We start from the raw sequence: 21,853 nt of genomic DNA, 5'->3' as shown, positions 1-21,853 counted from the left end.
TTCGCTAGCGTGATCCCATGCAGATCGAGCACCGGTACGCCCTGTCCCTCGAGTGGACGGGCGACCGCGGATCCGGCACGTCCGACTACCGCTCCTACGGCCGCGACCACGTCGTCCGCGCGGCCGGGAAGCCCGACCTCCTGGGATCCGCCGACCGCCCGTTCCGCGGTGACGTCGATCGCTGGAACCCGGAGGAGACCCTCATCTCCGCGCTCGCGCAGTGCCACCTGCTCAGCTACCTGCACGCCGCCGCGATGGCGGGCGTCGTGGTCGTGGGCTACAGCGACGAGCCCACCGGCACGATGCGGCAGACGGACGACGGGGGCGGGCACTTCGTCGAGGTCACGCTGCGACCCGTCGTCACCGTGCGGGATCCCGCGCACGTCGAGCTCGCGATGTCGCTGCACCAGGGCGCCTCGGAGCGCTGCTTCATCGCGAGCTCCGTCAACTTCCCCGTCCACCACGAGCCGCGCACGGTGCTCGCGGACCCCGCGGACCCCGCGGACCCGGCGGACCCCGCGGGCGCCTGACCCGGCTCTCTGCTCGCGCCCTGTCAGCCGGTCCCCGGCCGGTTCGGGCAGACTGTGCGAGTCCCTCCTACATAACTGGTGCGTCCGGCGCGCCGATGAAAGCGACTCACGTGAAGCGACGCATCCCCCTCACCCTGGCCGCGGCCGCCGTCCTGGCGCTGTCCGCATGCTCCAGCAGCGGCACGCCGAACGCGGATCCGTCCGCGAGCCCGACGGCCGGCGCACGCACCGCGGGGGCGTCCTGCATCGACACCCCGTCGGGCGACGCGTCGAAGTCCGTCAAGGTCTCCGGCGACTTCGGCAAGGCCCCCGAGGTCACGGTCGACGGTCCGCTCACGGTCGACACGACCGAGCGCACCGTCGTCACGCAGGGCGACGGCGCGGAGGTCGCCGCCGGCGCCACCGCGAACATCGCGCTCGCCGCGTACAACGGCAAGACCGGCGAAGCCATCTCGCAGCTCGCCTACAACGCGGACTCCCCGCTCCCGGCCACCCTGGACGACAGCGCGCTCGTCCCCGGCGTCGTCCGTGCGGTCGAGTGCACCACGGTCGGATCGCGCATCGTCGCGGTCGTCCCCGCGGCGGACGGCTTCGCCGCCGAGCAGGCGACGACCCTCGGCCTCGGCGCCGACGACCCCATCGTCATCGTGGTGGACGTGCTCAGCCAGGTCCCCACGCGCGCCGACGGCGCGGACCAGCCGGCACCTGAGGGCTTCCCGACGGTCACCCTCGCGGACAACGGGGCGCCCACCATCACCATCCCGGACGCCGCGCCGCCCACCGAGACCAAGATCGCGAACCTCAAGGTCGGTGACGGCGCAGAGGTCACGGACGGCGCCAACGTCACGGTGCAGTACACGGGCATCAACTGGAACACCAAGAAGGTCTTCGACTCGAGCTGGGACAAGGGCGCCAAGCCGGTCTCGTTCCAGACGAGCGGCGTCATCCCCGGCTTCACGAAGGCGCTCGTCGGCCAGAAGGTCGGCTCGCAGGTCATCGCGATCATCCCGCCCGCCGACGGCTACGGCGACAAGGGCCAGGGCACCGACATCGGCGGCACCGACACCATCGTGTTCGTCGTCGACATCCTCGGCACCCAGTCCGCTCCGGCCCAGTAGGAGGAGCCGTGCGCCGCGTCATCATCCTCGGATCCACGGGCTCCATCGGCGTGCAGGCCCTCGAGGTCGTCGCCCGGCACCCGGAGCTGTTCGAGGTGGTGGGTCTCGGCGCCGGCAGCAAGCGCGAGGCGCTCGCCGAGCAGGCGCGCGTCGCGGGCGTCGAGCACACGGCCCTCGGCGCGGACGAGGCGGAGCAGCTCATCCGCTCGGTCGACGCGGACGTGGTGCTCAACGGCATCACCGGATCCGTGGGGCTCGGCCCCACCCTCGCCGCGCTGGAGGAGGGCCGCACACTCGCCCTCGCGAACAAGGAGTCGCTCATCGTCGGCGGCGAGCTGGTGCGCGGTCTCGCGGCGCCGGGCCAGCTCGTCCCCGTCGACTCGGAGCACTCCGCCATCGCGCAGGCGCTCCGCGGCGGCACGGCGGAGGAGGTCAGGCGGCTCGTCGTCACGGCGTCCGGCGGTCCGTTCCGCGGCCGCACGCGCTCCGAGCTCGAGCACGTCACCCCGCGCGAGGCGCTCGCGCACCCGACCTGGGACATGGGCCTCGTCATCACCACGAACTCGTCGACGCTCGTGAACAAGGGCCTCGAGGTCATCGAGGCGCACCTCCTGTTCGACGTGCCCTACGAGCGGATCGACGTGGTCGTGCACCCGCAGTCGATGATCCACTCCATGGTCGAGTTCATCGACGGGTCGACGCTCGCGCAGGCATCCCCGCCGGACATGCGCCTGCCCATCGCGCTCGGGCTGAACTGGCCGCACCGCATGCACGACGTCGGCGTGCCCATCGACTGGACCCGCGCGGCGACGTGGACCTTCGAGCCGCTGGACGACGAGGCCTTCCCCGCCGTGCTGCTGGCCAAGCAGGTCGGTGCCGCGGGATCCACCTACCCGGCCGTCTACAACGCGGCGAACGAGCAGGCCGTGCAGGCGTTCCACGCGGGGCGCGCGGGGTTCCTCGACATCGTGGACACCATCGGCCGTGTCGTCGACGCCCACGAGCCCGCATCCGGGCCCCTCACGCGCGAGACGCTGGCCGAGGCCGAGCGCTGGGCGCGCGCCGAGGCGGACCGGGTGCTCGGGGTCTGACCGTCTGGGCCTGACCGTCACCGAGGGCGGCGACCGCCTCGACCGTCGGGACCAGGTCGAACGCGGCGACCGCGGCGATCCCGGACATCCTGCCGAGGCGGCCGGACGTGGAACCGCCCCTCAGCTCAGCCGTCCCCGTTCCCGGGCTCGCCCGCTCCGCCACCGCCGTTCCCACCGCCGTTGCCGTTGCCGGCTCCGCCGTTCCCGTTCCCGTTCCCGTTACCGTTCCCGTTCCCGCCGCCCGGGGCCGGGCTCGGCGTGGCCGCGGGAGTCGGCGTCGTCGTGCGGCTCGGGCTCGGGCTGGGCGAGGGCGACGGCGACGCCGTCCGCGAGGGGGACGGTGACGGCGAGGGGCTCGCGGACGGCGACGGGGACGTCGTCGGGGTCGTCTCCGCCGCGTCGCGGGCGGCCTCGAGCTGCGCGCGCACCGCGTCGATCCGCGCGATGACCTCGTCGCGCCGCGCCTGGTCGATGGATCCGTCGGCGAGGTCGGCCTCGACCGCCGTGCGGAGCTCCTCGAGCTGGGCGAGCGCCTTGGCGTAGTCGCCGTCCTTCGATGACTGGGTCACCGAGAGCGTCCGCTGCTGCAGGTCGTCGAGCGCCCTGTCCTCCGGCGTCGACGAGCCCGCGCAGCCGGCGAGGAGGAGCACGGTCGTGGTCGCGGTCGCGAGGCCCACGGCGGCACGACCGCGGAGGGAGCGCCGCCGGGGACCGTCGGTCGGGCGGGTCGATGTGCGGATCACGGGGCGTCCTCCACGCTCTTCTGCAGCTCCTCGAGGCTCGCGCCGAGGGGTCCGGGAACGGACGGGTACGAGGTGTCGCGGGTCTGCAGCGCCTGGACACCCACTACTCCGACGACGGCGGCCGCGGCGATCAGCACGGACACGACGCCGATGCTGAGCGCCCGGTTGCCGCGACGCTTCGCCGGGGTGCGATCCGCGTCGGCGGCCCGGGAGGTCCTGGCGGTCGGGTCCGCGCCGCGCGCGGGAGGCGTCGTCGGCGCGGCGGCGAACCGCTCGGTCCGGGCGTCCGGATCCGCGGACGGCGCAGCAGCAGCAGCCGCACCGGCCCCGGCCGCGCCGAACCCGGCAGCCGCCGCAGCGGGCATCACCCGCGTCGAGGTGGCGGTCGGCGCATCCACCGCGGACTCGGGCGCGCGTCCGGTGCGGAGCTCCGCGGCGACCTCGCGCGCGGTCGGCCGGCTCGCGGGATCGCGGCGGGTCATGCGGGAGAGCAGGTCCACCCACGAGGCGCCGAGCCGGGCGGGGATCTCCGGGTCGCGCACCACGCGCGCCATGGTCGACTCCGCGGCCGTGCCCGGGAAGGTGCGGCGGCCGGTGAGGCACTCGAGGAGCACGAGGCCGAGCGCGTAGACGTCGGTGGGCGCGCCCACCTCCTCGCCGAGCGCCTGCTCGGGGCTGAGGTAGCTGACGGTGCCGATGATGGATCCGGTCGACGTGAGGCGCGTGCCGTCCACGAGCCGGGCGATGCCGAAGTCGGTGAGCTTGGCGACCGCCGGCTCGTCGTCGTCCTCGGGTCGCGCCAGCAGCACGTTGGCGGGCTTCACGTCGCGGTGCACGACTCCGCGGCGGTGGATGTAGCCGAGCGCGTCGCTGAGGATCCCGCCGATGCGCGCCACCTCGGGCCCGGGCAGCGGCCCCTCCTTCATGCGGTCGGCGAGCGTCGAGCCGTCGACGATCTCCATCACGATGAAGGCGAGCACGCGGTCGGCGACGACGTCGTCGCCCACGTCGAAGAGCGTCACGAGGCCGGGGTGGCTGAGCCCCGCGAGCATGCGCACCTCGCCCTCCTGGCGCTCGACCTCGCCGGGATCGGCGGAGTCGGTCGCGAAGACCTTGACGGCCACCTCGCGGCCGAGCGTCTCGTCGGCGGCGCGGTACACGGTGGCCATGCCGCCGCGTCCGAGCAGCCCGCTGATGCGGTAGCGACCGGCCAGCAGCGTGCCGGCGAGTGGGTCGGGCCGTTCTCCGGGCATGGGCGCACCTCTCCTCTCGGGCTCCCAGACTAGCCCGGGGCTCCTGGGCGGAGTCCGCCCGGCCCGGTCGGCGGCCAGCCTGCGGATCCGCGCCACGGCGGCGTCCGCCCAGGGTGCGGGAGGTAGCCTCTCCCACCATGGACGGCGTCTTCCTCTACATCCTCGGGGTGCTCATCATCGTGGTCGGCGTCGCCGTGTCCATCGGCCTCCACGAGGTCGGTCACCTGGTGCCCGCGAAGCTCTTCGGCGTGCGCGTCACGCAGTACATGATCGGCTTCGGGCCCACCATCTTCAGCCGCCGCAAGGGCGAGACCGAGTACGGCGTGAAGGCCATCCCGCTCGGCGGCTACATCTCCATGATCGGCATGTTCCCGCCGCAGAGCTCCCGCGCCGGCACGAGCAGCACGGGGATCGCGCAGCTGGTCGGGCCCGACACCCGCCGCGACGCCGCCGACGCCGGATCGACGACCACCCCGGACGCCGGTGACCGCGCCGGTCGCGGCTTCTTCGACCTCCTCGTGCAGGACGCCCGCCAGGCCAGCGCCGAGAGCGTCGGCGACGAGGAGGACCGCGCCTTCTACAAGCTGCCCGTCCCCAAGCGCATGGTGATCATGCTCGGCGGCCCGGCGATGAACTTCATCCTGGCGATCGTGCTGTTCGCGATCGTCCTCTGCGGCTTCGGCGTCACGACGCCCACCACCACGGTCGGCCAGGTGAACGCGTGCATCGTGCCCGCCGGATCCAGCGCGTCCGCCGACGCCGCCACCTGCCCCGCCGGCGCACCCGAGGCGCCGGGCGCCGCGGCCGGCCTCCAGCCCGGCGACACGATCGTCAGCATCGACGGCTCGCCGGTCACCGCATGGGACCAGGTCACGAGCACGGTCCAGGTCTCCGCCGGGAAGGAGCTCGACGTCGTCGTGGAGCGCGACGGCGCGCGGCAGACGCTCGCCATCACGCCCGTGCTGACGCAGCAGGCCGTCATCGGCCAGCGCGGCGCCCCCGAGGTCGACGAACAGGGGAACCCGGTCACGCGCGAGGTGGGCCTCATCGGCTTCAGCCCGACGCAGGCGGTGCAGCAGCAGCCGCTCTCCGCCGCGTTCACCACCACGGGCGAGAACATGGCCGCGGTCGGCAACCTCATCCTGAACCTCCCGCAGCGCCTGGTGGACGTCGGCCGCGCCGCGTTCGGCGGCGGCGAGCGGGACCCGAACGGCCCGATGAGCGTCGTCGGCGTCGGCCGCGTCGCGGGCGAGATCGCGAGCCTCGACGAGACGCCGGTCGCCTCGCGTGCCTCCGCGATGATCGGCCTGGTCGCCTCGCTCAACGTGGCGCTCGGCATGATCAACCTGCTGCCGCTCCTGCCGCTCGACGGCGGGCACGTGCTCGGCGCGATCGTTGAGGGCGTCCGACGGTTCCTCGCGAAGGCCTTCGGCCGGCGCGATCCCGGACCGGTCGACGTCGCGAAGCTCATGCCGCTGACGTTCGTGGTCGTCATCGTCTTCGGCGCGATGAGCGCGCTGCTGATCTTCGCCGACCTGGTGAACCCCGTCCGCCTGACGTGATCCCGGGCGGCGCCGGTCGGGAGCGCCCCGCGCCCCCGCCGCACCGGGCGCGCAGGAATCGGACGTAGGCTCTTCCCGTGCCAGCAGTCAATCTCGGAATGCCGAAGGTCCCTGAGGTCCTCGCGCCCCGCCGCAAGACCCGTCAGATCAGCGTCGGCAAGGTGAAGGTGGGCGGGAACGCCCAGGTGAGCGTCCAGTCGATGACGACGACGCAGACGACCAACATCAACGCGACGCTCCAGCAGATCGCCGAGCTCACGGCCACGGGCTGCGACATCGTGCGCGTCGCGGTGCCGCACCAGGACGACGCGGACGTGCTGCACATCCTCGCGAAGAAGAGCCAGATCCCGATCATCGCGGACATCCACTTCCAGCCCCGCTACGTCTTCACCGCCATCGACGCCGGCGTCGGCGCGGTGCGCGTGAACCCCGGCAACATCCGCAAGTTCGACGACCAGGTCGGCGCCATCGCGAAGGCCGCCAAGGCCGCTGGCGTGTCCATCCGGATCGGCGTCAACGCCGGGTCCCTGCACCCGAGCCTGCTGCAGAAGTACGGCAAGGCCACGCCCGAGGCGCTCGTCGAGTCCGCCGTCTGGGAGGCCAGCCTCTTCGAGGAGCACGACTTCCACGACTTCAAGATCTCGGTCAAGCACAACGACCCGGTCATCATGGTGAAGGCGTACCGCCTGCTCGCCGAGCGCGGCGACTGGCCGCTGCACCTCGGCGTCACCGAGGCGGGACCCGCGTTCCAGGGCACCATCAAGAGCGCCACGGCGTTCGGGATCCTGCTCTCCGAGGGCATCGGCGACACCATCCGCGTCTCCCTCTCCGCGCCGCCGGCCGAGGAGGTGAAGGTGGGCCTGCAGATCCTGCAGTCGCTCAACCTCCGCGAGCGCAAGCTCGAGATCGTCTCCTGCCCGAGCTGCGGCCGCGCCCAGGTCGACGTCTACTCGCTCGCCGAGCAGGTCACCGAGGGCCTGAAGCACGTCAATGTGCCGCTGCGCGTGGCCGTCATGGGCTGCGTCGTGAACGGTCCCGGCGAGGCCCGCGAGGCCGAGCTCGGCGTGGCGTCCGGCAACGGCCGCGGGCAGATCTTCGTCAAGGGCGAGGTCATCAAGACGGTGCCCGAGGCCGAGATCGTCCAGACCCTCATCGAGGAGGCCAACCGCCTCGCCGCGGAGATGCCCGCCGGATCCATCGGCAGCCCCGAGATCCTGGTCTAGTCCCCTTCTCTCCCACCCGCCCGCGCGGGCGGCGTGCGTCCGCGCGCGCCGGCTGCGCGTAGGCTCTGCTAGTCGTCCGCCCGGCGGACCGCCCCACGAACTGAGGATGCTGTTGAACGGTAACGCCACATTCCGGCATCGGAACACCTCCCTGCTGGGGCTCGCCAGCGTCCTCGCCCCGCACACCGTGACCTCCGTCGAGATCGACGACCGGCTGAAGCCCGTGCTGTCCCGGCTCCGCCTCCCCACCGGTCTGCTGCAGCGCGTCGCGGGCGTGCTCGAGCGGCGCAACTGGGACACGTCCATGTCGTTCGACGCGGCCGCAACGGAGGCCGGACGCAAGGCGCTCGCGCAGGCCGGCGTCGAGGCGTCGCAGATCGGGCTGCTCATCAACACGTCCGTCACGCGCGCGCACCTCGAACCGAGCGTCGCGGTCAGCATCCACAACGGGCTCGGTCTGCCGTCGTCCGCCCTCAACTTCGACATCGCCAACGCGTGCCTCGGCTTCGTGAACGCCATGACGCTCGCCGGCCACCTCATCGACTCGGGCCAGATCGACTACGCGATGATCGTCGACGGCGAGGACGCCGGCGAGATCCGCCACAACACGGTCGCGCGCCTGCTCCGGCCGGAGACCACGCGCGCCGACTTCCTCAGCGAGTTCCCCAGCCTCACCCTCGGCGCGGGCGCCGCGGCCGCCGTCCTCGGACGCACGAGCGACCACCCCGAGGGGCACCGGATCCTCGGCGGCGTCACGCGCGCGGCCACCCAGCACCACGAGCTCTGCATCGGCGACGTGGACGGCATGTTCACCGACACCAAGGAGCTGCTCCGCGGCGGCATGGAGCTCGTCGTCGACGCGTGGAAGGAAGCCGCGCAGGACGACTGGGACTGGTCCGACATGGACCGCTACATCCTCCACCAGGTCTCGGACGTGCACACGAACGCCATCGTCAAGGCCGCGAAGCTCGACAAGTCGCGCGTGCCGCTCACCTACCCGCGCTACGGCAACGTCGGGCCCGCGAGCATCCCCATCACGCTCGCCGACCAGGCCGACAGCCTGAGCCGCGGCGACCGCGTGCTCTGCATGGGCGTGGGCTCGGGCCTCAACACGGCCATGACCGAGATCCTCTGGTAGCCGCGGCGTGAGCGCATCGGCCGCGGTCGCCCCGGCGACCGTCCCCGCGGCAGGTCCCGACGGGCAGCCGCTGACCGGGCTCGATCCCGCATGGTCGCGCGTCGAGCGCGCGGGCGGCCACGGCTGGCACCTGCTCGACACGGGGGAGCGACTGGCGGCGACGGGCGCGCCCGTCGCGGGCACGATCCTGTGCGTGCACGGCAACCCCACCTGGTCGTACCTGTGGCGGCGCATCGCGGCGGAGTCGCTCGCGCGCGCCGAGCGGGATCCGTCGCGGCCGGCCTGGCGCGTCGTCGCCGTCGACCAGCTCGACATGGGCTTCTCCGAGCGCACGGGCGAGGCGCGCACGCTGCCGATGCGGCTCGACGACCTCCAGGCGCTGACCGACGAGCTCGGGCTCTCGGGATCCGGCGTCACCGCGCCCGTCGTCACGCTCGGCCACGACTGGGGCGGAGTGATCAGCCTCGGCTGGGCGCTGCGCAACCGGGACGTGCTCGCCGGGGTCATGGCCCTCAACACCGCGGTGCACCAGGAGGAGGGCGTGCCCATCCCGTGGCCGCTGCGGCTCGCGCTCGCCACGGGGATCCACGACGCCGCCACCCGTGGCACGCCCGGCTTCCTCGCCACCACGCTCGCGCTCGCGCACCCCCCGCTCGACCCCGCCGTGCGTCGCGCGTTCGCGGCGCCGTACCGCGGTGCCGACCGCCGCGCCGGGATCCGCGGCTTCGTCGCCGACATCCCCGTGGGCCCCGCGCACCCGAGCCACGCGACGCTCACCTCGATCGCGGAGGGGCTCCGCGACCTCGACCTGCCGGCCCTGTTCGTGTGGGGACCGCGCGACCCGATCTTCAGCGACGTCTACCTGTCCGACCTCCTCGAGCGCCTGCCGCACGCCGACGTGCACCGGGTGGAGGGCGCCGGCCACCTCGTCGCCGAGGACCACGACTACGCATCCGCCGCGCTCGACTGGCTCGCGGATCGGGTCGCGCCGGGATCCGCGCCCGCCTCCGCTCCGGCGGCCGTCGCCTCCCCGCCCGTCCGCCTGCTCGGCGCCCTCCTCGAGGAGCTGTGCGACAGCGACGCGCCCGTCCTCGTCGAGATGGCTCCGCGCGGCGGCGGCGGCGGTCCGCGCACCGTCTCCTGGCGGCTGCTCTCGCGGCGCGTCCGCGAGATCGCCGCGGGGCTGCACGCGCGCGGCCTCCGCGCCGGCGACCGCGTCTCGCTCCTCGTCCCGCCCGGCGCCGACCTCACGGCCCTCCTCTACGCGTGCCTGCGCATCGGCGCGGTCGTCGTGGTCGCCGACGCGGGCCTCGGCGTGAAGGGCCTCGGGCGCGCGGTCGCGGGATCCCGCCCCGACATGGTCGTCGGCATCCCCGCCGGCCTCGCCCTCGCGCGCGCACTCGGCTGGCCGGGGGAGCGCATCTCCGTCACCACCCTCGCGCCGCCCGTCGCGCGCGCGCTCGGCGTCGCCGCGAGCCTGCCGCAGATCGCCCGCGACGGCCGCGCGCAGGTCCTCCCGCCCGAGCCCGCCGCGGACGACGACGCGGCGATCCTCTTCACCTCCGGATCCACCGGCCCCGCCAAGGGCGTCGTCTACACGAACCGCCAGCTGGCGGCGCTCCGCGACACCCTCGGGTCCCGCTTCGACGTGGGCGTCGGCACCGGCCTCGTCGCCGGGTTCGCCCCGTTCGCGCTGCTCGGCCCCGCGCTCGGCGCCACGAGCGTCACGCCCGACATGGACGTGACCCGCCCGCGCGACCTCACCGCGTCCGCCCTCGCCGCCGCGGCCAGCGCCGCGGACGCCACGGTCGTCTTCGCGTCGCCCGCCGCTCTCGCCAACGTGGTCGCCACGGCGGACGCCCTCTCGGCCGCCGATCGGGAGGCGCTCGGCCGGGTCCGCTCGCTGCTCTCCGCGGGCGCCCCGCTCTCGGAGGCGCTGCTCGCGCGCGCCGCCGCGCTCGTGCCGGCCGCCGAGGTGCACACGCCCTACGGCATGACGGAGGGGCTGCTGCTCACCGACGTGACCCTCGAGGGGATCCGCGCCGCCGCCCTCCGCGGCGACGCCGGCGTGTGCGTCGGCGAGCCCGTCGACCCCGTCGCGATCCGCATCAGCCCCCTCGACGCCGACGGCGCCGCGACGGGCGCGCTCACCGACGAGCCCGGCATCACGGGCGAGATCGTCGCGTCCGCGCCGCACCTGCACGAGCGGTACGACCGCCTGCACGTCACCGACCGCGCGGCCCGCCGCGACTCGGCAGATGGGATCCGCCGCCACCGCACGGGCGACGTCGGCCACCTCGACGCCACGGGCGCGCTCTGGATCGAGGGCCGGCTGCCGCACGTGATCACGACGGCCGACGGCGTGCTCACGCCCGTCGGCCCCGAGCAGCGCGCCGAGACCGCGCCGGGCGTCGGCCGCGCGGCCGCCGTGGGCGTCGGTCCGGCTGGCGTCCAGCAGCTCGTCCTCGTCGTCGAGAGCGCGCCGGCCGCGCGCCGGGTCGGCCTCGCGGCTGCGGACCTCGCCGCCGCCGTGCGCGCCGCGGTCGGCATCCCCGTCGCGGCCGTGATCGTCGTCCCCGTCCTGCCGACCGACGTGCGCCACAACTCCAAGGTCGACCGCGCCCGCCTCGGCCGCTGGGCGGCCGGGATCCTCGCGGGCGGCCGGGTGAGCGCGCCGTGATCGTGCTCGTCACGGGCGCCAGCGGCATGCTGGGCCGATCCGTCGCCGAGCGGCTCGCCGCCGCGGGCCACGCCGTCCGCACCTTCCAGCGCCAGCCGTCCGGCCTCGCGGCGAGCGGCACCGCGCCCGTGCCGGGAGCGGTCGTCGACCTCCGCGGCAGCGTCACCGACCCGGCCGCCGTCGTCCGGGCGGTCGACGGCGTCGACGCCGTGATCCACCTGGCCGCCAAGGTCTCGCTCGCGGGCGACCCGGCCGACTTCCGCGCCGTCAACGTCGAGGGCACGCGCGCGCTCCTCCGGGCGGCGGGCGCGGCCGGCGTCTCCCGCTTCGTCCACGTCTCCTCGCCGTCGGTCGCGCACACGGGTCTCTCCATCACGGGCGACGGCGCCGGCACGGCGGATCCTGTCCGCGCCCGCGGCGAGTACGCCCGCACCAAGGCCGAGGGCGAGCTCATCGCGCTGGCCGCCGACGACCCCGCGATGCGCGTCCTCGCCGTCCGCCCGCACCTCGTCTGGGGCCCCGGCGACACGCAGCTGGTCGCCCGCATCGTCGACCGGGCCGCCCGCGGACGCCTCCCGCTCCTCGGCCACGGCGCCGCGCTCATCGACACCGTCTACCGCGACAACGCCGCCGACGCCGTCGTCGCCGCGCTCGACGCAGCCGACACCGCGCACGGCCGCGCCTACGTCGTCACCAACGGCGAGCCGCGACCCGTCGCCGAGCTGCTCGCGGGCATGTGCCGCGCGGCCGGGGTGCCCGCACCGCGGATCCGCGTGCCCGCCGCCCTCGCCCGTGCCGCCGGGGGAGCGGTCGAGCGCGTGTGGGCCGTGCGCCCCGGATCCGACGAGCCGCCCATGACCCGCTTCCTCGCCGAGCAGCTCTCCACCGCGCACTGGTTCGACCAGCGCGCGACGCGTCGCGCGCTCGGCTGGACCCCGGCCGTCTCCCTCGACGAGGGCTTCGAGCGCCTCCGCCTCTCGTACGCCGCCGCGCGCTGAGCGGGCCCGGGCGGATCGCTAGGCTGAACCGGTGTCCACACGCCTCTCCAAGCTCTTCGTCCGCACCCTCAGGGAAGACCCCGTCGACGCCGAGGTCGCCAGCCACCGCCTCCTCGTGCGCGCCGGCTACATCCGCCGCCAGGCTCCCGGCATCTTCGCCTGGCTGCCGCTCGGCCTCCGGGTCAAGAACAAGGTGGAGGCCATCGTCCGCGAGGAGATGGAGCGCATCGGCGCCCAGGAGGTGCACTTCCCCGCGCTCCTGCCCGCCGAGCCGTACCAGGCCACCGGCCGCTACGACGAGTACGGCCCCGGGATGTTCCGCCTCGAGGATCGCAAGCGCGCGCCCATGGTGCTCGCGCCCACGCACGAGGAGTTCTTCGCGCTGCTCGTGAAGGACCTCTACTCGTCGTACAAGGACCTGCCCCTGTCGATCTACCAGATCCAGGACAAGTACCGCGACGAGGCCCGGCCCCGCGCCGGCATCCTCCGCGGGCGCGAGTTCACGATGAAGGACGCCTACTCCTTCGACCACACCGACGCCGGCCTCGCCGTCAGCTACCAGGCCCAGCGCGACGCCTACGAGCGGATCTTCCAGCGCCTCGGCCTCGAGTACGTCATCGTCGCCGCCGACGCCGGCGCCATGGGCGGGTCCAAGAGCGAGGAGTTCCTGCACCCCACGCCCATCGGCGAGGACACGTTCGTGCGCAGCCCCGGCGGCTATGCGGCCAACGTCGAGGCATTCACCACGCTCGTGCCCGAGTCGATCCCCATCGATGGCCAGCCCGCCGCGCGCGTCTTCGACTCGCCCGACACCCCCACCATCGCCACCCTCGTCGACCTCGCGAACGCCCGCGAGCCCCGCGAGGACGGCCGCGCCTGGACGGCCGCCGACACGCTGAAGAACATCGTGCTCGCGCTCACCCACCTCGACGGCACGCGCGAGCTCGTCGTCGTGGGGATCCCCGGCGACCGCGACATCGACCTCAAGCGCGCCGAGGTGGCCTTCTTCCCCGCCGAGGTCGAGCCCGCCACGGAGGGCGACCTCGCGAAGCAGCCCGGCCTCGTGAAGGGCTACATCGGCCCGTGGTCGGCCGAGGGACCCGTCCTCGGATCCACGTCCAGCACGAAGGTGCGCTACCTCGTCGACCCCCGCGTCGTCGGCGGCAGCTCGTGGATCACGGGCGCCAACGTCGCCGGGAAGCACGTGCTCTCGCTCGTCGCCGGCCGCGACTTCACGCCCGACGGCGTCGTGGAGGCGGCCGACGTGCGCGACGGCGACCCCGCCCCCGACGGATCCGGTCCCATCAGCACCGCGCGCGGCACCGAGATCGGCCACGTCTTCGAGCTCGGCCGCATGTACGCGGAGGCCCTGGGCCTCAAGGTGCTCGACGAGAACGGCAAGCTCGTCACCGTCACGATGGGGTCCTACGGCATCGGCATCACGCGCAACCTCGCGCTCGTCGCCGAGGCCACGCAGGACGGTCGCGGCCTCCTCTGGCCCGCGTCCATCAGCCCGTTCGACGTGCACGTAGTCATGACCGGCAAGGGCGACGAGATCGCCTCCGCATCCGAGGAGCTCGTCGACGCGCTCGACGCCGCGGGCCTCGACGTGCTCTTCGACGACCGCCCCAAGGTCTCGCCCGGCGTGAAGTTCGGCGACGCCGAGCTCATCGGGGTGCCGACCATCGTCATCGTCGGCCGCGGCGCCGTCGACGGCATGGCCGAGCTCTGGGACCGCCGCACGAACGAGCGCACGCCCGTCGCCCTCGCCGACGTCGTGGGCGCCCTCACCGCCGGACGCTGATCCGCACCGCGCCCCCGCCCGAGGCTGCCCGACCGCTCCCGGTCGGGTAGCCTCGAGTGTTTCCAACCGAATAGAGGAGTCGCACCGTGGACATCGACCTGAGCGTCTTGCGCCTGATGGAGCGCGAGCGCGAGATCCCGTTCGAGGAGCTCGTCTCGATCATCGAGCAGGCCATCCTCACCGCCTACCTCAAGCACACCGACCAGGCCGACGCCAAGCCCGTCGCCGACGGCGTGCCCCCCGCTCGCGTGCACCTGGACCGCAAGACCGGCCACGTCTCCGTGCACGTCCCCGAGCTCGACGAGGACGGCCTCGTCATCGGCGAGTCCGAGGACAGCCCGAGCGACTTCGGCCGCATCGCCGCCTTCGCCGCGAAGCAGGTCATCAACCAGCGCCTGCGTGACATCGGCGACGACCGCATCCTCGGCGAGTTCAAGGGCCGCGAGGGCGACATCGTCGCGGGCGTCATCCAGCAGGGCCCGAACCCGCGCATGATCCACGTCGACCTCGGCACCATCGAGGCGATCCTCCCGCCCGAGGAGCAGGTCCCCGGCGAGAAGTACGTGCACGGCTCCCGCCTGCGCGTCTACGTCACGAGCGTCTCCCGCGGCGCGAAGGGCCCGCAGATCACGGTCTCGCGCACGCACCCGTCCCTCGTCCGGAAGTTGTTCGCGCTCGAGGTTCCGGAGATCGCGCAGGGGCTCGTCGAGATCGTGTCGCTCGCCCGCGAGGCCGGCCACCGCACGAAGATCGCGGTGCGCGCGACCGAGCCCGGCATCAACGCCAAGGGCGCCTGCATCGGCGAGCTGGGGCAGCGCGTCCGCGCCGTCACCGCGGAGCTCAACGACGAGAAGATCGACATCGTCGACTACTCCGAGTCGCTGCCCGTGTTCGTCGGCAACGCGCTGTCGCCCGCCCGCGTCACGAGCTCGTTCGTCATCGACCAGGCGACCAAGGCCGTCCGCGCCCTCGTGCCGGACTACCAGCTGTCGCTCGCCATCGGCAAGGAGGGCCAGAACGCCCGCCTCGCCGCCAAGCTCACGGGCGCGAAGATCGACATCCAGCCCGACTCGATCCTCGAGGGCGACGACTGAGCGCCGCCCGCCGCGACCCGGCCTCCCCGCCGCCGGACGGAGGGGGTAGTATGGATCCGGTAAGAACGTGCGTCGGCTGTCGTCGGCGTGCCCCGAGGTCCGCGCTACTGCGGATCGTCGCCGATCCCCCCACCAGCTCCCTCGTCATCGACGAGCGCGCGGTGATGGCCGGCAGGGGTGCGTGGATCCATCCGACCATCGAGTGCATCGACAGAGCGATCGCGCGGCGTGCCTTCGGGCGGGCCCTGCGGAGCGACGCGGCGCTCGACCCCGCAGCTCTTGGGGGACTACGAGAGCGGCTCGCGGCCCAGCCGAGCGCGCGAGCATCCGAGAGAACAGGCTGAACGGCACATGGACAACTAATGAGCGGCTCGAAATGAGATCCGTCCAGCACTAGCGGTCCCCTCCTGCCTGGGAGAGGACCCCCAGACAGGAGAACAGTGGCAAAACCACGCGTACACGAGATCGCCGCCGAGATCGGCGTCGACAGCAAGACCGCACTCGCCAAGCTCAAGGAGATGGGCGAGTTCGTCAAGGGACCGTCGTCGAGCATCGAGCCCCCCGTGGCCCGCAAGCTCAAGGCCGCCCTCGAGGCCGCCGGCCTCACCGGACAGGCAGCGGCACCCGCCGCGGCTCCTTCGTCCGCGCCGCGCCCCGGAGCCCGTTCGTCGGCTCCCAAGCCCGGCGGCCGTCCCACCCCCGCCCCGCAGCCCACCGCTGCTCCCGAGGTCGAGGCGCCCGAGGCGTCCGACGTCCCGGTCCCGGCGAAGCCGCTGACCGTCGCGGAGCGCCAGGCCCAGGCCGAGGCGAGCCGCAAGGCCGCCGCGGAGGAGAAGGCGCAGGCCGAGAAGTCGGCCGCGTCCGCCACCCCCGACGCCCCGGCCGCCGAGACCCCGAGCGCCCCGCGCCCGGACGCCGGCAGCACGCCGGCCCCCTCGAACGGCATCCCGCGCCCCGGGATCCCGCGTCCGGCGGCCCCGCGCCCCGGCAACAACCCCTTCGCGAGCAACCAGGGCATGGGCACCAAGCCCCGCCCGGGCAACAACCCGTTCGCGAGCAACCAGGGCATGGGCCAGCGTCCCGCCGCGGGAGCCGCAGGCCCCCGTCCGGCCGCTCCCCGTCCCGGATCCCCCCGCCCCGGCGCCCCGCGTCCCGGCGGCGTCGGCCAGGGCGCACGCCCGGCCGGCTTCGGCCAGCGTCCCGCGGGTGCGGGTCGCCCCGGCGGAGCGCCCGGCGGAGCGGGACGCCCCGGCGCCCCCGCAGCCGGCGGCTTCCAGCGTCCGGCCGGCGGCTTCGCCGGTCGTCCCGGCGGCGGCGGCCGTGGTCGCGGCCCCGGCGGCGGCACCGCCGGCGCCTTCGGGCGCGGCGGCGGCAAGAGCAAGTCGCGCAAGTCGAAGCGGACGAAGAGGGCCGAGTTCGAGCTGCGCGAGGCCCCGTCGCTGGGTGGCGTCAGCGTACCCCGCGGCGACGGCAACACCATCGTCCGCCTGCGTCGCGGCGCGTCCATCTCGGACTTCGCCGACAAGATCGACGCGAGCCCCGGCAACCTGGTGACCGTGCTGTTCCACCTCGGTGAGATGGCCACGGCGACCGAGTCGCTCGACGAGGCCACCTTCGAGGTGCTCGGCACGGAGCTCGGCTACAAGATCCAGGTCGTCTCCCCCGAGGACGAGGACCGCGAGCTGCTCGAGGGCTTCGACATCGACCTCGACCAGGAGCTCGAGGACGAGGACGACGACGTGCTGGAGATCCGGCCGCCCGTCGTCACCGTCATGGGCCACGTCGACCACGGCAAGACGCGCCTGCTCGACGCCATCCGCAACGCCAACGTCATCGAGGGCGAAGCGGGCGGCATCACGCAGCACATCGGCGCGTACCAGGTCTGGGCGCCGCACGAGGGCTACGAGCGCGCCATCACCTTCATCGACACCCCGGGCCACGAGGCGTTCACCGCCATGCGCGCCCGTGGTGCGCAGGTCACCGACATCGCGATCCTCGTGGTCGCGGCCGACGACGGCATCATGCCGCAGACGGTGGAGGCCCTGAACCACGCCCAGGCGGCGAACGTGCCGATCGTGGTCGCGGTCAACAAGGTCGACAAGGAGGGGGCCAACCCCGCCAAGGTGCGCCAGCAGCTCACCGAGTACGGCCTGGTCGCCGAGGAGTACGGCGGAGACGTCATGTTCGTCGACGTGTCGGCGCTCACCGGCAAGGGCGTGGAGGACCTCCTCGAGGCCGTCCTGCTCACCGCCGACGCCGGGCTCGACCTGCGCAGCAACCCGAACAAGGACGCGCGCGGCGTGGCCATCGAGGCGCGCCTCGACAAGGGCCGCGGTGCGGTCGCGACCGTCCTCATCCAGTCGGGCACGCTCCGCGTGGGCGACGCCATCGTGGCGGGCACGGCCTACGGCCGGGTCCGGGCGATGATGGATGAGAACGGCGACGCGGTCCACGAGGCCTACCCGTCACGACCGGTCCAGGTCCAGGGCCTCTCGTCGGTCCCCGGCGCGGGCGACACCTTCCTCGTCACCGAGGAGGACCGCACCGCCCGTCAGATCGCCGAGAAGCGCGAGGCCGTCGAGCGCAACGCGCAGCTGGCCAAGGCCCGCAAGCGCATCAGCCTCGAGGACTTCACGCGTGCGCTGGAGGAGGGCAAGGTCGAGTCGCTCAACCTCATCATCAAGGGCGACGTGTCCGGTGCCGTCGAGGCCCTGGAGGAGTCGCTCATGAAGATCGAGGTGGACGACTCCGTGCAGCTGCGGATCATCCACCGCGGTGTCGGAGCGGTCACCGAGAGCGACGTCAACCTGGCGACGATCGACAACGCGATCATCATCGGGTTCAACGTCCGCCCCGACCCGAAGGCCCGTGCACGTGCGGCTCGCGAGGGCGTCGACATCCGCTTCTACAGCGTCATCTACTCGGCGCTCGAGGAGATCGAGTCGAGCCTCACGGGCATGCTCAAGCCCGAGTTCGAGGAGGTCCAGTCCGGCGTCGCCGAGATCCGCGAGGTGTTCCGTTCCTCCAAGTTCGGCAACATCGCGGGTGTCATCGTCCGCTCGGGCACCATCACCAGGAACGCCAAGGCGCGGGTCATCCGCGACGGCGTGGTGGTGGGCGACAGCCTGGCCATCGAGTCGCTCCGCCGGTTCAAGGACGACGTGTCCGAGGTCCGCACGGACTTCGAGGCGGGCATCGGCCTCGGCAAGTTCAACGACATCCAGATCGGCGACGAGATCGAGACGATCGAGATGAAGGAGAAGCCGCGGGTCTGACCCCGGCCGATCCGGGCCCCGCTCCCCACCAGGGGAGCGGGGCCCTCCCCGTCCCGCGATCCGCGGGGCACCAGCACGACCCGGGCGCTCGCGTCCGGCGGTACCCGCCACCCGCGGGGCACCAGCACTCCAGCCGGACGAGCACGCCCGGCGAGCAGCGTCACGGAAGGACGTCGACCATGGTCGATCACGCGAGGGCCAGGAAGATGGCCGACCGCATCAAGGAGATCGTCGCGCGCAAGCTCGACCGTGGCATCAAGGACCCGCGGCTCGGCTTCGTGACCGTCACCGACGTGCGCGTCACGGGCGACCTGCAGCACGCCAGCATCTTCTACACGGTCTACGGCACCGACGAGGAGCGAGCCGACACGGCAGCCGCCCTCAAGTCGGCCACCGGCATGCTCCGCAGCGAGGTGGGCAAGAACATCACCGCGCGCCTCACGCCGTCGCTCGAGTTCATCCTCGACGGCGTGCCCGAGAACGCGGCCGCGATCGACGCCCTCCTGGAGGAGGCGCGTCGGCGCGACGCGGACGTGCAGGCGCAGGCGAAGGCCGGCGTCTACGCGGGCGACGAGGACCCGTACGTCAAGCCCCGCGTGATCGGGGAGGACGACGAGGACGACGAGGACGACGAGGACGGCGAGGACGGCGAGGACGGCGACGACGCCGACCGCTCGGCGCCCGGGTACGAGCCCGCGCACTGATCCATCCGGTCGGCCGGCGTCCGCGCCGGTCGACCGCCGCGCGTCAGCTCGGCAGGGCGTACGTCCCGTCGGGCTGGCGCACGGCGAGCCCGTCGGCGAGCAGGCCGTCGAGCGCGCGCCCGCGCTGCACGGGCTCCGGCCACGCGGTCGCGAGGTCGGCCGCGCTCACGGGGGAGTGGCTCGACCGCAGCTCGGCGAGCAGGAGGCCGCGCACCTGGCGGTCGGATCCCTCGAACCGCTTCTGCATGACGCGCGCCGGCCCGTCGTAGGCCGGGTACCCCGCGGCGCGCCATGCGCACAGGTCGCGCACCGGGCAGTCGTCGCAGCGTGGCGCGCGGGCCGTGCAGATCACCGCTCCGAGTTCCATCGCGCCGGCGTTGAACACGCGCGCCTCCGCGACGTCGTCGGGCAGCTGCGCCTCCATCGCCTGGAGGTCGACGGTCGTGCGCGCCGGTCCGGGGTCGCCCTGGCCGGCGATCGCGCGTGCGAGCACCCGCCGCACGTTGATGTCGACCACGGGATGGCGGTGGCCGAAGGCGAACGCCGCGACCGCGCGCGCCGTGTACGGGCCGACGCCCGGCAGGTCGAGCAGGGCATCCACGTCCTCCGGCACCTCGCCACCGTGCCGCTCGACGATCGCGACCGCGCACGCGTGCAGGTTCAGCGCGCGCCGCGGGTAGCCGAGGCGGCCCCACGCGCGGACGGCCTCGCTGGCGGGCGCCGAGGCGAGGGCAGCGGGCACGGGCCAGCGTGCGAGCCACTCCTCGAGCCGCGGGATCACGCGGACCACGGGCGTCTGCTGCAGCATGAACTCGCTGACGAGGATCCCCCAGGATCCGAAGCCCTCGCGGCGCCACGGCAGGTCGCGGGCGTTCTCCCGGAACCACGCGTTCACGTCTCGGGCGAGGGCGGTCTCCGGCATCCGGCCAGCGTACGAGACGATGAGCCTAGGCTCGGCGCATGCCCCTGTACCGCGCCTCCCGCGCCGAGGTCCTCGCCTCGCTCGCCGACGAGTTCCTGCACAACTACGGCCATGGACGCGCGTTCCTCGCGGTCGACGGCGGGCCGCTCGCGGACCCGAGCGCGTTCGCCCACGACCTCGCGGACATGCTGCGCGCGGACGGCCGCGGGGCGTACGCCGTCGCGGCCGCGGACTTCGCCTCCGGCGGCGGCGCTCCTGCGGCTGACGCCCTCCGCGACGGGCTCGTGCGGCCGTTCCGGAAGCCCGGCAGCGCGTTCGCGCTGCGACCCGACGGGGACGCCGTGACGGACGCACCCGACGACGCCGTGCTGATCGTCGCGGGGGACGCCCTGCAGACCCCGGACCTCCGCGGCCTCTGGAACGCGGTCGTCTACCTGCTGCTGCCCGACGAGCCGCTCGCGACCTCGGGGGGCGACGCCGGATCCGCGGCCCAGGAGGCTCACGCCCGCTACATCCGGCAGGTGGATCCGCGACGCGCGGCGACCATGATCGTGGACGTCACCGATCCCGAGCTCCCGCGCCGCGTCTTCGCCGACAGCTGCTGAGGCGTCCTGCGTCCGGCGGCTCGCCCGCCGACGGATCGGGAGCGGGGATCAGCGCGGCACGAGCCGGGCGAGGTCCGCGGGGGAGATGTGGCGGCCGCTGGCCTCCACGCTGTGCACGAGCTGCACCAGCGCGGCGTTGACGCGCGCGTCCTGGCCGGCGCCGGGCGCGAGGGCCGAGACCGCGCCGTTGAGGTGGTCCACCTCGGTGAGGCGGTTGCGGCGGATGCTCTGCAGCGTCGAGCCGGGGTTCGGCACCTGCCCCATGTTCCGGGCGAGCGACACCGGCAGGCGCTCGGCGAGGGGGAGCGGCAGCGAGGCGAACAGCCGCAGGTGGCGGTGGGTGAGGCCGCCGAGCCGGCCGAACGTGACCCCGCGCGCGAGCCCCGTGCGCACGGTCTCCTGCATGGCGCGCGTGACGATGCGCCGGAGCACGGGCTCGGCGATGACGGCCTGCACGCTGAGGCCGGTGACGGCCGGCACCGCGTTGATCCCGTTGATGACGAGCTTGGTCCACTGGGCGCCGCGGAAGTCGGGGGCGACCGTGATCGGCATGACGGGATCCAGCACCTCGCGCACCAGGGCGATCCCGGCACCGCCAGGGCCGTCCGCGGAGCCGATCTGCATGCCGGCGGGCGACGTGACCGTGACGAGCCCGGGCTCGGTGAGCGACGTCGCCGCGAGCGCGAGCCCGCCGACGACCTGGGAGCGCGGCAGGCACTCGACGCCCATCGTGATCGCGGAGAGGCCGTTCTGCACGACGAGCACGGGGATGCCGCGGAGCCAGCCCGCGTTCTCCGTCATGGCGTCGCGGGCGTCGGCGATCTTGGTGGCGACGATCGCGAGCTCGGGCGGGCGGCCCAACCGCTCGGCCGCCGCGACGCGCGCCACGTGGTCTCCGTAGCCGCCGGCGAGGCGCAGCCCGCGGTCCTGGATCGCCCGGAGATGCGGGCCGCGCGCGGTGACGTCGACCTCGTGGCCGGCCCGTTCGAGGAGCGCCGCGAGCGTGCCGCCGACCGCGCCAGCACCCACGACACCGATCCGCACGCGTCCTCCTCCGACTCCATCGATCCTAGGCCGGGCGGATCCGAGGGAGCCGGGGGCACCGCCGGGCAC

18 protein-coding genes are annotated in these 21,853 nt (G+C 73.8%); 14 read left to right on the top strand and 4 right to left on the bottom strand.

The window, feature by feature from the left end; genetic code table 11:
• The first annotated feature begins 17 nt into the window (after positions 1–17).
• The 3 genes from FGD68_RS13280 to FGD68_RS13270 all read left to right on the top strand — a co-directional run bounded on the left by FGD68_RS13280 (position 18) and on the right by FGD68_RS13270 (position 2,739).
• A complete protein-coding gene (locus tag FGD68_RS13280; protein ID WP_119373187.1) occupies positions 18–530 on the top strand; it encodes an OsmC family protein in 513 nt (170 codons plus the stop codon).
• A 110-nt stretch (positions 531–640) separates the two neighbouring features.
• Positions 641–1,648, top strand: coding sequence for an FKBP-type peptidyl-prolyl cis-trans isomerase (locus tag FGD68_RS13275; RefSeq protein WP_237609551.1), 1,008 nt, complete (start codon positions 641–643; stop codon positions 1,646–1,648).
• Between the two features lie 8 nt (positions 1,649–1,656).
• Positions 1,657–2,739 carry a 1-deoxy-D-xylulose-5-phosphate reductoisomerase gene (locus FGD68_RS13270; RefSeq protein ID WP_119373186.1) on the top strand — a complete coding sequence of 361 codons (1,083 nt, stop codon included), beginning with the start codon at positions 1,657–1,659 and terminating at the stop codon, positions 2,737–2,739.
• A gap of 125 nt (positions 2,740–2,864) precedes the next feature.
• Here FGD68_RS13270 and FGD68_RS13265 read toward each other — a convergent pair whose 3' ends face one another.
• Positions 2,865–3,482: a hypothetical protein gene (locus FGD68_RS13265; RefSeq protein WP_119373185.1), complete on the bottom strand. Its 618-nt coding sequence runs from the start codon at positions 3,480–3,482 to the stop codon at positions 2,865–2,867.
• Positions 3,479–4,735 (bottom strand): serine/threonine-protein kinase, encoded by a 1,257-nt coding sequence (locus FGD68_RS13260; RefSeq protein ID WP_237609550.1) that lies wholly within the window; start codon positions 4,733–4,735, stop codon positions 3,479–3,481. The genes FGD68_RS13265 and FGD68_RS13260 overlap by 4 nt, the downstream gene beginning before the upstream one ends.
• Positions 4,736–4,872: 137 nt before the next feature.
• Here FGD68_RS13260 and FGD68_RS13255 point away from each other — a divergent pair, with 137 nt between their 5' ends.
• From FGD68_RS13255 to rbfA, 10 genes are all read left to right on the top strand, one after another.
• A complete protein-coding gene (locus FGD68_RS13255) occupies positions 4,873–6,297 on the top strand; it encodes a M50 family metallopeptidase (protein ID WP_182480939.1) in 1,425 nt (474 codons plus the stop codon).
• A 77-nt stretch (positions 6,298–6,374) separates the two neighbouring features.
• The gene (gene ispG / locus FGD68_RS13250) at positions 6,375–7,520 is read left to right on the top strand and encodes a flavodoxin-dependent (E)-4-hydroxy-3-methylbut-2-enyl-diphosphate synthase (protein ID WP_012038846.1); all 1,146 of its coding nucleotides are present in this window, start codon (positions 6,375–6,377) and stop codon (positions 7,518–7,520) included.
• 106 nt (positions 7,521–7,626) lie between these two features.
• The gene (locus FGD68_RS13245) at positions 7,627–8,658 is read left to right on the top strand and encodes a 3-oxoacyl-ACP synthase III (protein WP_043582646.1); all 1,032 of its coding nucleotides are present in this window, start codon (positions 7,627–7,629) and stop codon (positions 8,656–8,658) included.
• A 7-nt stretch (positions 8,659–8,665) separates the two neighbouring features.
• Positions 8,666–11,338 (top strand): alpha/beta fold hydrolase, encoded by a 2,673-nt coding sequence (locus tag FGD68_RS13240; RefSeq protein ID WP_237609549.1) that lies wholly within the window; start codon positions 8,666–8,668, stop codon positions 11,336–11,338.
• Complete coding sequence (locus FGD68_RS13235) at positions 11,335–12,336, top strand: NAD-dependent epimerase/dehydratase family protein (protein ID WP_237609548.1); 1,002 nt, start codon at positions 11,335–11,337, stop codon at positions 12,334–12,336. The genes FGD68_RS13240 and FGD68_RS13235 overlap by 4 nt, the downstream gene beginning before the upstream one ends.
• Before the next feature lie 31 nt (positions 12,337–12,367).
• Positions 12,368–14,140, top strand: coding sequence for a proline--tRNA ligase (locus tag FGD68_RS13230; RefSeq protein ID WP_119373523.1), 1,773 nt, complete (start codon positions 12,368–12,370; stop codon positions 14,138–14,140).
• A gap of 86 nt (positions 14,141–14,226) precedes the next feature.
• The gene (gene nusA, locus FGD68_RS13225; protein WP_086522104.1) at positions 14,227–15,234 is read left to right on the top strand and encodes a transcription termination factor NusA; all 1,008 of its coding nucleotides are present in this window, start codon (positions 14,227–14,229) and stop codon (positions 15,232–15,234) included.
• A 50-nt stretch (positions 15,235–15,284) separates the two neighbouring features.
• Positions 15,285–15,578, top strand: coding sequence for a YlxR family protein (locus FGD68_RS13220; protein ID WP_119373524.1), 294 nt, complete (start codon positions 15,285–15,287; stop codon positions 15,576–15,578).
• Positions 15,579–15,674: 96 nt separating this feature from the next.
• Positions 15,675–18,509 carry a translation initiation factor IF-2 gene (gene infB, locus FGD68_RS13215; protein WP_237609547.1) on the top strand — a complete coding sequence of 945 codons (2,835 nt, stop codon included), beginning with the start codon at positions 15,675–15,677 and terminating at the stop codon, positions 18,507–18,509.
• A 179-nt stretch (positions 18,510–18,688) separates the two neighbouring features.
• Positions 18,689–19,213, top strand: coding sequence for a 30S ribosome-binding factor RbfA (gene rbfA, locus FGD68_RS13210; protein ID WP_119372912.1), 525 nt, complete (start codon positions 18,689–18,691; stop codon positions 19,211–19,213).
• A 43-nt stretch (positions 19,214–19,256) separates the two neighbouring features.
• Here rbfA and FGD68_RS13205 read toward each other — a convergent pair whose 3' ends face one another.
• Complete coding sequence (locus tag FGD68_RS13205) at positions 19,257–20,135, bottom strand: HhH-GPD family protein (RefSeq protein ID WP_119372913.1); 879 nt, start codon at positions 20,133–20,135, stop codon at positions 19,257–19,259.
• A gap of 38 nt (positions 20,136–20,173) precedes the next feature.
• Between FGD68_RS13205 and FGD68_RS13200 the strand changes: the two genes are divergently transcribed.
• On the top strand, positions 20,174–20,740 hold the full coding sequence (locus FGD68_RS13200) for a nucleoside/nucleotide kinase family protein (protein ID WP_104237164.1): 567 nt from the start codon (positions 20,174–20,176) through the stop codon (positions 20,738–20,740).
• Between the two features lie 48 nt (positions 20,741–20,788).
• Here the strand turns inward: FGD68_RS13200 and FGD68_RS13195 are convergent, their stop codons facing one another.
• Positions 20,789–21,784 (bottom strand): ketopantoate reductase family protein, encoded by a 996-nt coding sequence (locus FGD68_RS13195; protein WP_119372914.1) that lies wholly within the window; start codon positions 21,782–21,784, stop codon positions 20,789–20,791.
• Positions 21,785–21,853: the final 69 nt, after the last annotated feature.

The organism is Clavibacter californiensis (assembly GCF_021952865.1).
GTDB classification, from domain to species: domain Bacteria; phylum Actinomycetota; class Actinomycetes; order Actinomycetales; family Microbacteriaceae; genus Clavibacter; species Clavibacter californiensis.
The sequence above is the reverse complement of the archived record's forward strand: the minus strand, read 5'-3'. Positions and strand labels throughout refer to the sequence as shown.

Excerpts from the sequence above, each read along its gene's own strand:
- FGD68_RS13280 (WP_119373187.1), top strand. The coding sequence starts at position 18 with ATGCAGATCGAGCACCGGTACGCCCTGTCCCTCGAGTGGACGGGCGAC.
- FGD68_RS13260 (WP_237609550.1), bottom strand. The coding sequence starts at position 4,735 with ATGCCCGGAGAACGGCCCGACCCACTCGCCGGCACGCTGCTGGCCGGT.
- FGD68_RS13255 (WP_182480939.1), top strand. The coding sequence starts at position 4,873 with ATGGACGGCGTCTTCCTCTACATCCTCGGGGTGCTCATCATCGTGGTC.
- FGD68_RS13245 (WP_043582646.1), top strand. The coding sequence starts at position 7,627 with ATGCTGTTGAACGGTAACGCCACATTCCGGCATCGGAACACCTCCCTG.
- FGD68_RS13220 (WP_119373524.1), top strand. The coding sequence starts at position 15,285 with ATGGATCCGGTAAGAACGTGCGTCGGCTGTCGTCGGCGTGCCCCGAGG.
- rbfA (WP_119372912.1), top strand. The coding sequence starts at position 18,689 with ATGGTCGATCACGCGAGGGCCAGGAAGATGGCCGACCGCATCAAGGAG.
- FGD68_RS13205 (WP_119372913.1), bottom strand. The coding sequence starts at position 20,135 with ATGCCGGAGACCGCCCTCGCCCGAGACGTGAACGCGTGGTTCCGGGAG.
- FGD68_RS13200 (WP_104237164.1), top strand. The coding sequence starts at position 20,174 with ATGCCCCTGTACCGCGCCTCCCGCGCCGAGGTCCTCGCCTCGCTCGCC.